The 10,796-nt window shown below is 65.1% G+C and carries 11 protein-coding genes and 1 tRNA gene; 4 read left to right on the forward strand and 8 right to left on the reverse strand.

The genetic code is table 11. The annotated features are described in order from the left end of the window. Positions 1-64: 64 nt before the first annotated feature. The 8 genes from ABE459_RS24350 to ABE459_RS24385 form a co-directional block, all read right to left on the reverse strand. Positions 65-340, reverse strand: coding sequence for a gamma-butyrobetaine hydroxylase-like domain-containing protein (locus ABE459_RS24350; protein ID WP_323829967.1), 276 nt, complete (start codon positions 338-340; stop codon positions 65-67). Further along, positions 340-1,305: a HEAT repeat domain-containing protein gene (locus tag ABE459_RS24355; RefSeq protein WP_323829965.1), complete on the reverse strand. Its 966-nt coding sequence runs from the start codon at positions 1,303-1,305 to the stop codon at positions 340-342. The genes ABE459_RS24350 and ABE459_RS24355 overlap by 1 nt, the downstream gene beginning before the upstream one ends. Beyond that, on the reverse strand, positions 1,302-2,153 hold the full coding sequence (locus ABE459_RS24360; protein WP_125462154.1) for an ABC transporter ATP-binding protein: 852 nt from the start codon (positions 2,151-2,153) through the stop codon (positions 1,302-1,304). Before ABE459_RS24360 ends, ABE459_RS24355 begins: the two co-directional genes overlap by 4 nt. Continuing rightward, positions 2,153-2,929, reverse strand: coding sequence for an ABC transporter permease (locus tag ABE459_RS24365; protein WP_323829963.1), 777 nt, complete (start codon positions 2,927-2,929; stop codon positions 2,153-2,155). Before ABE459_RS24365 ends, ABE459_RS24360 begins: the two co-directional genes overlap by 1 nt. A gap of 15 nt (positions 2,930-2,944) precedes the next feature. Then, a complete protein-coding gene (locus ABE459_RS24370) occupies positions 2,945-4,351 on the reverse strand; it encodes an ABC transporter substrate-binding protein (protein ID WP_323829961.1) in 1,407 nt (468 codons plus the stop codon). Positions 4,352-4,476: 125 nt separating this feature from the next. After that, positions 4,477-4,722 carry a ferredoxin family protein gene (locus ABE459_RS24375; protein ID WP_008096634.1) on the reverse strand — a complete coding sequence of 82 codons (246 nt, stop codon included), beginning with the start codon at positions 4,720-4,722 and terminating at the stop codon, positions 4,477-4,479. A 159-nt stretch (positions 4,723-4,881) separates the two neighbouring features. Next, positions 4,882-6,606 (reverse strand): fumarate reductase/succinate dehydrogenase flavoprotein subunit, encoded by a 1,725-nt coding sequence (locus tag ABE459_RS24380; protein ID WP_323829937.1) that lies wholly within the window; start codon positions 6,604-6,606, stop codon positions 4,882-4,884. After that, positions 6,603-7,352 (reverse strand): GntR family transcriptional regulator, encoded by a 750-nt coding sequence (locus ABE459_RS24385; RefSeq protein WP_323829936.1) that lies wholly within the window; start codon positions 7,350-7,352, stop codon positions 6,603-6,605. Before ABE459_RS24385 ends, ABE459_RS24380 begins: the two co-directional genes overlap by 4 nt. A 209-nt stretch (positions 7,353-7,561) precedes the next feature. Between ABE459_RS24385 and ABE459_RS24390 the strand changes: the two genes are divergently transcribed. The 4 genes from ABE459_RS24390 (at position 7,562) to ABE459_RS24405 (ending at position 10,611) form a co-directional block, all read left to right on the forward strand. After that, positions 7,562-7,638, forward strand: a tRNA-Arg gene (locus ABE459_RS24390). A 215-nt stretch (positions 7,639-7,853) separates the two neighbouring features. Next, the gene (locus tag ABE459_RS24395) at positions 7,854-9,584 is read left to right on the forward strand and encodes a dipeptidase (RefSeq protein ID WP_125462149.1); all 1,731 of its coding nucleotides are present in this window, start codon (positions 7,854-7,856) and stop codon (positions 9,582-9,584) included. A 187-nt stretch (positions 9,585-9,771) separates the two neighbouring features. Further along, complete coding sequence (locus ABE459_RS24400) at positions 9,772-10,119, forward strand: DUF4190 domain-containing protein (protein ID WP_125462148.1); 348 nt, start codon at positions 9,772-9,774, stop codon at positions 10,117-10,119. A 36-nt stretch (positions 10,120-10,155) separates the two neighbouring features. Beyond that, positions 10,156-10,611 carry a DUF805 domain-containing protein gene (locus tag ABE459_RS24405; protein WP_189654547.1) on the forward strand — a complete coding sequence of 152 codons (456 nt, stop codon included), beginning with the start codon at positions 10,156-10,158 and terminating at the stop codon, positions 10,609-10,611. The last annotated feature ends 185 nt before the right edge of the window (positions 10,612-10,796 follow it).

A 10,796-nucleotide genomic window follows, 5' to 3' on the forward strand; every position in this document is an offset into this window, starting at 1 on the left:
GGCTCCCACAGGGAGTTGCGATGCCTTTGTGGGAGCCGGCTTGCCGGCGATGAGGCCGGCCCGGTCAACCAAAACTGCGCAGGTAATCCCAAGGATAAATCCCCCGCTCATGCCCATCGCTGAACACCAACTGCACCCCATACCCCTGGGCCTCGATCCGCGCCACGCGGACATCCTCGCCCACCAGCGAAATCGCGCCCTTCAACCGCGCCGCGCGGCACTGTGAGCAAGGGCAGGCACCGCGCAGTCGGGCGTGGCTGATCACCTGCTCGACCTCGCCCCACTGCACCAGCAGCTCACCGCGTTCACGGCGGTTGCACAATGCACTGGGCGCGCTCATCACACCGCCCCCTGCAACTGCGCCAAGGCGATGCGCACCGCCTTGCGCACTTCCGGATCGCTGTCGGCCTCGGCCGCCTGCAACGCCGGCAATGCCCGGGCTTCACCCAGCTCACCCAGCGCCAGCGCCGCCTCCTTGCGCAGGTTGGCGATGCCATGGCCAAGCAACTGCGCCAGCCCATCCAGCGCTGCCCCATGGCGCAGCCGGCCCAAGGCCCTCGCCGCGCGCAAGCGCACCTGCCAGTAACTGTCGGCCAGCGCCGCGATCAAGGCCTGGCCCGCTTCCGCCTGGCCGACCTTGCCCAGGGTGGTCGCCGCCTCTTCACGCACCTGCCAGGCCTCATCGGCCAAGGCGCCGATCAGCGCCGGCAGCACACGGGCATCGCGGGCCAGGCCCAGCGCGCCAATGGCGGCGCGGCGCACTTCGGTATCCGGCTCGTTGGCTGCCAGCTGCGCCAGCGCGGGCAAGGCCGGCGCATGCTTGAGCCAGCCCAGGATGCCCACCGCTTCGCGGCGCACGCCGGAATCCACATCCGCCAACGCCTGCAACGCAGGCACCGCGGCGTCCTCCAGGCGCAGCTCGCGCAGGGCGCGCAGGGCGCTGGCCCGCACGAACGCATCGGCATGGGTGGCCCAGGGCAGGATCAGTTGCCCGGCCTCCTGGGTCTTGAGCTCGCTCAGGCTCTGGGCAGCCGCCAGGCGTACCGGCTCGGCGGGGTCGGCCAATGCGGCGCACAGGCCCTGCACCACTTCCGGCGCCTCCCAGGCTTCGAGCAGGCGCGCGGCTTCGGCGCGCACCTCAGCGTTGGCGTCCACCAACAGCGCATCGGTGAGCCAGGGCAGGCCGTCCGGGTCTTCCAGGTCGGCCAGTTCGATCAGGGCGATGCGCCGCACGCCGGCATCCAGGTCGTTCAGGCGTGGCAGCAGGTCGACGATATCGGGGTTGTCTGTAAATCGTTCAGTCATAGCGCAATCCGCAGCGGAGGATGGTCGGTGTCGGGCAGGCCCAAGGGTGTCAGGCGCGGCAGTTCGCGGCCTTCTTCATGGCGCAGCAGCGCCAGGCAATGGCGCTTTAGGTGGGTGAATTCGGGGCTGGTCAGCAGGCTCGCCCGGCGCGGGCGGGCGAAGTCCAGCCGCAGGTCTTCGATAAAGCGCCCAGGCCGGGGGCTCATCACCAGGATGCGATCGGCCAGGAACAGCGCCTCGTCGATGTCATGGGTGACGAACACCACCGTGGTGCGGATGCGCGCCCAGATATCCAGCAGCAGTTCCTGCATGCGCGCACGGGTCTGCGCATCGAGGGCGCCAAAGGGTTCGTCCATCAACAACAGGCGGGGGCGGTTGATCAGCACCCTGGCGATCTCGGCGCGCTGCTGCATGCCGCCGGACAACTGGCTGGGCCAGCGTTGGGCGAAGTCACCCAGGCCGACCAGCTGCAGCATCTCGGCGGCCTGGTACTGGCGCTCGGCCTTGCCCTGCCCCTGCATCTTCAAGCCGAAGGCCACGTTGTCGAGCACGCTGCGCCACGGCAGCAGGGTGTGATGCTGGAACACCATACCCCGTTGCGGCGAAGGGCCATCGACCGCTTGCCCGTCCACCCGCAATTGGCCGCTGGCCGGGGTAAGGTGCCCGGCCAATGCGCCGAGCAACGTGGACTTGCCGCAGCCGGACGGCCCGAGGATGCAGACGAACTCGCCTGGGGCGATGGCAAAGTCCAGCGCCTGCACCGCTTCAAACGCGTCACGCCCATGGCCCAGGCGAATCGACAAACCCTGCGCTTCGATACGCCCGGGCAGCTGTTGATGACTGCTCATCACGCGCTCCTCCGTATCCAGGGCGTGGCCAGGGCGCCAAGGCGCTTGACCAGCGCGCTGCTGCCCATGCCCAGCACGCCGATCAGCAGCATGCCGACGATGATGTCGGGGTAGTTCTGCAAGGTGTAGGACTCCCAGGTGTAGTAACCGATACCGAACTGCCCGGCGATCATCTCGGCGGTCACCAGGCAGAACCATGAAGTGCCCATGCCGATGGCCAGCCCCGTGACGATGCTCGGCAGCGCGCCCGGCAGCACCACTTCGCGCAGGATCGCCCTGCGCCCGGCGCCCAGGCTGCGCGCCGAGGCCACCAGGCGCGGGTCGATCGCCTCAACGCCGTGCACGGTGTTGAGCAGGATCGGGAACAGCGCACCGGTGAAGGTGATGAACACCATCGACAGCTCCGATGAGGGGAACATCAGGATCGCCAGCGGGATCCAGGCCACCGCCGGGATCGGCCGCAGCACTTCCAGCGGCGGCATCAGCGTGTCCTCCAGCCACTTCGAGCGGCCGATCAACAGGCCCAGGCTCACCCCCAGCAGCGCCGCCACGCCATAGCCGGCGAACACCCGCGTCAGGCTGCTGCCCAGGTGCGCCAGCAAGGTGTTGGAGGCCAGCAGTTGCCAGGCGGCGTCGAGCACCGCGCCAGGTGTGGGCACGTAGGTGAAGGTGAGCAGCAGCAGGTCCAGCTTGTGGCTCGCGGCCAGCTGCCAGAACAGCAGGCAGGCCAGCAGCGAAGCCAGGCGCAGGGGCCAGCGCGCAAGGTCACGGGTCATGGCGGCGGCTCCCGGTCAGCGCTGGGCGAGCAGCTTCTGGTTGGCATGGACGAAGTCCAGCGCCTCGCCGCCATGGGCCTTGGCGTACTGCTCGGCCTGGTCCTTGAGCAGGAAGGCCGCCAGTTGGCCCTGGCCGTTGCGCACGAACCAGGCCTGGTTGGCCAGCAGCTTGATGCCGCTGTCGGCGGCCTGGGCGTAGATCGCGCGGATGTCCTTGCCCTCCTGCTCCAGCTGGGCCAGGGCGGTGAGCGCGGCCTCCGGGGAGGCGTAGTGGCGCACTTTGTCCTCGCCACGCACCCAGATCTGCGCCAGGCGGCTGAAGTCGGTGATGGCTTTGCCGGTCGCGGCATCAACGGCCTTGAGTGGCAGCGGGTCGTAGTTTTTCAGCGCCTTGTCGTAGTCCTGCCCGGCCTGCTTATAGGCGCTGCGGATGTACTGGTCGTCGATGAACTGCGCGGTGTCCAGACCACGGTCGGTCTTCTTCAGCATCTTGAGGGTGTCGATGGAGGTGGCCACGGCCTGGCGGTACTCGGGCTTCCAGGTGAGGTCGCGGGTCTGCAGGCCGAGCGGGCCGTGGAACAGGTAGTTAACCTCGGCCTCGATACCGGTGACCTTTTCGATCAGCTCGCTGTACTTCTCGGGCTCGGCGGCGAGCAGGCGGTCGGCTTCGAGGCTGGCACGCAGGTAGGCGGTGACCACTTCCGGGTACTTTTTCGCGTAGTCGGCGTCCACCAGCGCGCCATGGAAGGTCGGCGCGTTGGCCTGGGCGCCGTCGTAGATCTTGCGGGCGAAGCCGCGGTTGGGGAACAGCTCGGCGAAGGGCACGAAGTCGGCGTGGGCCTCGATGCGGTTGCTGCGCAGGGCGGAACCGGCGATCTCCGGGGCCTGGGCGATGATCTTCACGTCCTTCTGCGGGTCCCAGCCTTGGGCGGCGACCGCGCGCAGCAGCATGCCGTGGGCGGTGGAGGCGAACGGCACGGAGATGGTCTTGCCCTTGAGGTCGGCCAGCGACTGCACGCTGGAGGCGGCCGGCACCACGATGCCGTTGCCGCTGCCGTGCACGCTGCCGGACAGCACGCTGATGAACAGGCTGCGCTTGCCGGCGTCGAGGTGGGCGACGCCGTTGAACGAGCCGGGGAAGTCGGCCATGGCGCCGAAGTCGAGCTTGCCGGCGACCATCTCGTTGGTCAGCGGCGCGCCGCTGGTGAAGTTTTTCCACTCGACCTGGTACTGGGCGTCCTTGTACTTGCCGTCATGGGGCAGGTATTTGTCGAGCAGGCCCAGCTCGCGGATCAACAGGCCGCCGGTGGCGCAGTTGATGGTGGTGTCCTGGGTGCCGATGGCGATACGGATGGTTTCGGCGCTGGCGTTCAGGCCGGTGATTGCCAGCGCAAGGCCGGCCACGGTTGCTACAAGGCGCATGGGTGTTCCCCTCGAATCGTTTTAGGTATTGGTGTCGTCTCCGCCGCCCGGCATGGGTGGTGGGAAACGAGGGGGCGTTGCAGGTGGGCGTCCGGTGGTTCGGCCGGATGGCGGGTAGTTCGGGTTCAGCGCAGCAGGTACGGGATATCGACCTTCACCGCGCCGGTGGGGCAGTCCTTCTCGCAGGGCATGCAGTACCAGCATTCGTCGAAGGCCATGTAGGCCTTCTGCGTGGCCGGGTTGATGGCCAGAAGGTCCATGGGGCAGACCTCGACGCAGACCGTGCAGCCTTTTTCGGCGATGCATTTGTCTTCGTCGATGGTCACCGGAGCGCTGCTGCGAAAGAAGATTTCCTGGGGTTGGTAGGCCATTTTCACGGGGTCCTTGGGGCCTTCTTGGGCGCCCTTTATCTTGAGGCTTGCAGATTTCCCTGTGGGAGCGGGTTTACCCGCGAACACCGGCGAAGCCGGTGCCATCCATCGCGTCGCCTGCTTCGCGGGTGAACCCGCTCCCACAGGGTTCGGTGTTGCCTATGCGGCATCGGCCTTTACACGCAGCCGGTCGTATGCGGTCTGTTCCTCGGCATCCAGCGGGATCAGGTACGGCTCCACCGCTTTCTTGAAGCTGGTCATCTCGCCGTCCTCGCCCTTCTTCAGATGGCAATGCACGAACCACTCGCCATCGTTGCGCTCGGGGAAATCGACCCGATGGTGGTACAGCCCCCAGCGGCTCTCCTTGCGGAACAGCGAGGCTCGCGCAGCCATTTCGGCGCAGTCGCGGATCACCGAAACTTCCATGGCACGCATCAGCTCATGGGGGTTGTTGGCCTTCATCTGCTCAAGATCGCGTTCGATTTCGGCGAAGCGCGCCAGGCCGATTTCCATCTTCTTGGTCACCTTGGGCGGCTGCAGGTAGTCGTTGACCATGCGTCGCAGCTTGTACTCGACCTGGGCCGGCGGCAGGCCGTGCTCGCGCTGCAAGGGTGCGAACACCCGCGCCTGTTCGCGTTCGACCTGCAGCGTGTCGACCTCGGCGAATTCACGCCCGGCCACGTACTGCGCGGCATTCACCCCGGCGAACCAGCCATAGGTGAAAGCGCCGAGCATGTAGTTGTGCGGAACCGCGGCCATGTCGCCGGCGGCGTACAGGCCCTTGACGCTGGTCTCGGCCTTTTCGTTGACCCACACCCCCGAGGCCGAATGCCCGGAGCAGAAGCCGATCTCGGAGATGTGCATCTCGACCATGTGCTGGCGGTAGTCGGTGCCGCGCCCGGCGTGGAACTGACCACGGCTGGGGCGCTCGTTGCTGTGCAGGATCTCCTCGATGTTCTGGATGGTCTCCTCGGCCAGGTGATCGAGCTTGAGAAACACCGGGCCGTTGCCGCCTTCGAGTTCCTGGTGGAACTCCCACATCATCTGCCCGCTCCAGTAGTCGCACTCGATGAAGCGCTCGCCCTTGCTATTGGCGGTGTAGCCGCCCAAGGGACCGGTGACGTAGGCGCAGGCCGGGCCGTTGTAGTCCTTGATCAGCGGGTTGATCTGGAAGCACTCCAGGTTGGCCAGCTCCGCCCCTGCGTGGTAGGCCATGGCATAGCCGTCACCGGCATTGGTGGGGTTTTCGTAGGTGCCCATCAGGTAGCCCGACGACGGCAAGCCCAGGCGCCCGGCGGCGCCGCAGGCGAGCACGACCGCCTTGGCGCGGATCACCCGGAACTCACCGCTGCGGCAGTCGAAACCGAGCACCCCGGCTGCGGCGCCGGCCGCATCGAGCAGCACGCGGGTGCACACCATGCGGTTGCTGATTTCCACCCGGGCGCGCTTGAGCTGGCGGTACAGCACCTTCTTGATGTCGTGGCCCTCGGGCATGGGCAGCACATAAGCGCCCATGTGGTGGACCTTCTTCACCGCGTAGTCGCCGGTTTCGTCCTTCTCGAACTTCACGCCCCAGCGGTCGAGCTGCTCGATGGTCTCGAAGCTCTTGGTGGCGTAGGCATGCACCGCAGCCTGGTTGACGATGCCGTCATTGGCGACGGTGATTTCCTTGGTGTACTGCTCGGGCGTGGCATGCCCGGGGATGATGGCGTTGTTCAGGCCGTCCATGCCCATGCTGATGGCGCCGCTGCGCTTGACGTTGGCCTTGTCCAGCAACAGCACGCGCAGGGTCTTGTCCTGCTCCTTGGCCTTGATCGCGGCCATGGGCCCGGCGGTGCCGCCACCGATGACGACGATGTCGTAGTCCTGGGTCTGGATGCTCATGCCTTGCCCCCCTTCTGGCGGTCGATACGCAGGCGGTACTGGAACGCATCGCCACGGTAATAGAGGTGTTCGAAGTCCAGCGGGGCGCCGTCGGCGGTGTGGGTGAGGCGCTCGATACGCATGATCGGCGCGCCCTCTTCCACGTCCAGCGCCTGGGTCAGGTCGCTGTCGGCGAGCACCGCGTCGATGGCCAGGTCGGCATGGCCGAGGGCGAGGCCGCAGTCGTTCTCCAGCAGCAGGAAGATGTCGCGGGTGACCAGGTCGGCCTTCTCCAGCTTCTCGCCGACGTTGTGCGGCAGCCAGGTGATTTCCAGCGACACAGGCTCGCGGTTGATCAGGCGCACCCGACGGATCTCGGTGACCAGGCTGCCCTCCTCGACCTGCAGCCGCTGCGCCACCAGCGCACTGGCCGGTACATGGCGGAAACTGCGCAGGCGGTTGAGCACTTCGTAGCCCATCTGCGTCATCGACTCGGCCAGGCCCTGCAGGGTGCTGACGTTCTGGAATGCCTTGGGCTTGGCGACGAAGGTGCCCTTGCCATGGATCTTGAAGATCAGCCCTTCCTTCTGCAGGTCGCCCAGGGCCTGGCGCACGGTGATGCGGCTGACGTCGAAGGCCTTGCCCAGCTCGCTTTCCGAGGGCATGCGGCTGTGCGGTGGGTAGCTGCCGTCGAGGATGCGCTCGCGCAGCAGTTCCTTGAGCTGGGTGTAGAGCGGTACGGGAGAAAGCGGGAGCAGTTCGGCCATGGTCTTCTCTGTCGGCTGACTTGTTATAACAAGTTGTGACCAGAAGATAACGGGCATAACAGCGCCATGAGAAATACCAAGATTGCATATGGATAGATCAGGTTCCCTGCGTGGGAGCGGGCTTGCCCCGCGCTCGGGCTCCCTGGAAAAACACCCTCATATCAAGGCGATGGACGCCACCGGCGCAGATGGGTATCATGCGGCCCGTTGCACTCGTAGCTCAGCTGGATAGAGTACTGCCCTCCGAAGGCAGGGGTCGTGGGTTCGAATCCCGCCGAGTGCGCCATGAATTTCACGCTGTCAGCGGCCCCCCTGTATCGCTGACAGCGCACCAAAAGCCCCGCCCGGTTCACACCGGCGGGGCTTTTTTGTGCCTGCCGATTTGCGACTGAGTGCACATTGCCACCTCTCCCCCGCAGGCAGGCATTGGTGTTAGCGTGGGCATCTTCCGTTTGCGTAAACGGACACATTTCCCCCACTTGCAAAGGAATGCGCACGACCATGCCATTTACCAAGCTCTCCGCCGCGTCGCTGCTGCTGGCCAGCGTGGCCATGTTCTCGATCCCGGCCCAGGCCAACCTGTCCCAGCAACAGTCCGCCGCCATCATCAAGGCCTACGACGGCAGCGACCCGGCCGACTTCAAGCAATTCCTCGGCAAGCTGGCCGGCAGTGACCTGGCCAAGGCCGACAAGCTCGACGAAACCCTCAAGCAGTACCTGGCCGGCAAGCCGCTGGCAGCCGAACAACAGGACGAGATCAACCGCCTGCTGGGCCTGTACACGCGCATCAAGTACGGCAAGGCCGCTACCGAAACCCTGCGCGAGCTGGTGGAAATCCCGACCTATCGCAAAGAGGGCGTGGAGCAGCACGAGAACCCCGAGTTCCTCAAGATCGCCGACAAGATCAAGGCCCTGGCCGAGGGCTTCGGCCTGACCTTCCGCAACATCGACAACCGTGTCTACGAGATCTCCCTCGGCGAAGGCAAGGAAGTCATCGGCATCCACGCCCACGCCGACGTGGTGCCGGTCACCCCGGCCAACTGGAAGCTGGCCGACGGCACCAAGCTCGACCCGTTCAAGGTCACCCTGGTGGGCGACCGCATGTACGGCCGCGGCACCGAGGACGACAAGAACGGCATCGTCGTCGCGCTCTATGCGCTGAAAGTGGCCAAGGATGAGAAGCTGCCGCTGGCCCGCCAGTTCAAGCTGCTGGTGGACACCACCGAGGAAACCACCGGCGACGCCATCCCCTACTACTTCGAGCGCAACGCCACGCCCGACTACAACCTGGCGCTGGACGGCGGCTACCCGGTGGTGATCGCCGAGAAAGGCTACGGCACGGTCATGGCCACCTTCGCCAAGCGCGCCGGCAGCGGCAAGGGCGCCGAGGTGGTGAACCTGACCGGTGGCCTGGCCACCAACCAGATCCCCGGCAACTCGGTGGCGACCCTGCTCAGCGACAAGCCGGCCGACCTGGCCAAGGCCCTGAACAAGGCCGGTGCTGCTTTCGTCAAACACAACGGTGGCAACTTCAGCATCGACGCCAAGGTCGAGGGCAAGCAGGTGCTGCTGACCGTGACCGGCGTGTCGGCGCATTCCTCCGAGCCCGAGTCGGGGGTCAACCCGGTGGCGCGCATGCTGGTGTTCCTCAATGGCCTGGGCAAAGAGGTGCCGCTCAAGCACAACCACATCACCGACGCCGCCCGCTACGCCGCCGACAACTGGGGACTGGACTACCTGGGCAACAAGCTCGGCGTGGGCTTCAAGGATGCGTTCATGGGCCCGCTGACCACTTCGCTGACCTTCGTCGGCCTGGATGACAAGGCGCTGAAGCTGGCGGTGAACCTGCGCATCCCCAAGGGCAAGGCGCTGGACACGCTCAAGGGCGAGATCTCCGGCAAACTCGACAGCTGGACTGCCAAGAGCAAGACCGCTGTGGCGTTCGACTACAGCCTGGACGAGCCGATGTACCGCAACCCGCAGGGCGAATGGGTCAAGGCCTTGCTTGCGGTGGCCAGCGAGAACCTGGGCATGAAGCACGAGTTCGGCACCTCTGCCGGCGCCACCTCGGTGCATGACCTGCCCAACGGCGTGCAGTTCGGCCTGGCCATGCCGGACGTGAAGTACACCGGGCACAACGACAACGAGTTCAAGACCGTGGAGCAGTTCATGCTCGATTTGCAGATCGTCAGCGAGATGGTGGCGCGGATCGGGCAGATGCCGAAGCTCTGAGCCTCGAAATTGCAACCGGAAGGCGCCAATTGGCGCCTTTTTCGTCGCCACCGGATGGGATACGCATTTTCAGAGCCACTATTTCGCCACCCATGCAATGTTTGGTAACCTCTGCGCCGGCCACCCATACGGGTGACGCGGTATGCGAAAAGGGATGCGCTCATCGAGCGCCACAAAAGGATTTGCGATGGCAATGGTTTATTGTCGCGGCTGTGCCAAACAGCTGCACGAAACGGCACCTACCTGCCCCCAATGCGGCGCTCCACAGCACGCAAATTCCTCCACGAGACTTGTCAGCGGCGAAACGCCGTGGATGGGTATCGTCTCCCTCATGCTCGGCATCATGTGCGTCTTAGCGCTGTTCGACGATTCCGAATGGGACGTTGAAACCATCATGGGGTTTGTCCTGATCGCAAGTACCAGCCTGCTCGTCGGTAGCATCAGCATCAACCAGAAAAGACCCGGTAACGGCATGGCCATCGCCGGCGTTGTCATGGCAGGTATTTCGCTGATATGCGGGATCGGCCAGATTTAAGCTAGCCAATCAATATGTGAGGGAAAACAAATGAGCATGGTGTTCTGCCGTGGCTGCGCAAAACAGATCCATCAATCGGCACTGAGCTGCCCAGGCTGCGGCGCACCGCAGGCCGTCACTGCCGCCAGCGGTACATTTGCAGGTACTGCAGAAGTCAGCAGCGGCAATGCCTTCATCGAAGTCATGAAGAAGTACGCCGTATTCAAAGGCCGTGCACGCCGCAAGGAATACTGGATGTTCGTGCTCATCAACTTCCTGATCGGCATGGCCATCGGCTTCGTCGAAGCCGCTCTCGGCACAACCCCGGTGCTGGGACCGATCTATAACCTGGCGATGCTGATCCCAAACATCTCCGTGGGCGTGCGCCGCCTGCATGACGGTGATCACAGTGGCTGGTGGCTGCTGGTACCGATCGTCAACCTGGTGTTCCTGATCAAGGACGGCACCCCTGGCAACAACCGCTTCGGCCCGAGCCCCAAAGGCCTGGTCTGAGTGCAGACTGTGCGGGAATGACAAGGCGGCCTTCGGGCTAGTGCCGGTCAGATAAGGTTTCATCGCCACTGTTGGGGCTGCTTTGCAGCCCTTCGCGGGTAAACCCGCTCCCACAGGTTCCGCGCCAGCTTGAGGCTTTGCGCAATCCAGTGGGAGCGGGGTTTACCGCGAACGGCCGCCAAGCG

This window comes from Pseudomonas sp. TWI923, assembly GCF_039673365.1.
GTDB lineage: Bacteria > Pseudomonadota > Gammaproteobacteria > Pseudomonadales > Pseudomonadaceae > Aquipseudomonas > Aquipseudomonas sichuanensis.

Coding starts and splice junctions, on each gene's coding strand:
- ABE459_RS24350 (WP_323829967.1), bottom strand. CDS start 340: ATGAGCGCGCCCAGTGCATTGTGCAACCGCCGTGAACGCGGTGAGCTG.
- ABE459_RS24380 (WP_323829937.1), bottom strand. CDS start 6,606: ATGAGCATCCAGACCCAGGACTACGACATCGTCGTCATCGGTGGCGGC.
- ABE459_RS24360 (WP_125462154.1), bottom strand. CDS start 2,153: ATGAGCAGTCATCAACAGCTGCCCGGGCGTATCGAAGCGCAGGGTTTG.
- ABE459_RS24365 (WP_323829963.1), bottom strand. CDS start 2,929: ATGACCCGTGACCTTGCGCGCTGGCCCCTGCGCCTGGCTTCGCTGCTG.
- ABE459_RS24375 (WP_008096634.1), bottom strand. CDS start 4,722: ATGGCCTACCAACCCCAGGAAATCTTCTTTCGCAGCAGCGCTCCGGTG.
- ABE459_RS24385 (WP_323829936.1), bottom strand. CDS start 7,352: ATGGCCGAACTGCTCCCGCTTTCTCCCGTACCGCTCTACACCCAGCTC.
- ABE459_RS24370 (WP_323829961.1), bottom strand. CDS start 4,351: ATGCGCCTTGTAGCAACCGTGGCCGGCCTTGCGCTGGCAATCACCGGC.
- ABE459_RS24395 (WP_125462149.1), top strand. CDS start 7,854: ATGCCATTTACCAAGCTCTCCGCCGCGTCGCTGCTGCTGGCCAGCGTG.
- ABE459_RS24405 (WP_189654547.1), top strand. CDS start 10,156: ATGGTGTTCTGCCGTGGCTGCGCAAAACAGATCCATCAATCGGCACTG.
- ABE459_RS24355 (WP_323829965.1), bottom strand. CDS start 1,305: ATGACTGAACGATTTACAGACAACCCCGATATCGTCGACCTGCTGCCA.
- ABE459_RS24400 (WP_125462148.1), top strand. CDS start 9,772: ATGGCAATGGTTTATTGTCGCGGCTGTGCCAAACAGCTGCACGAAACG.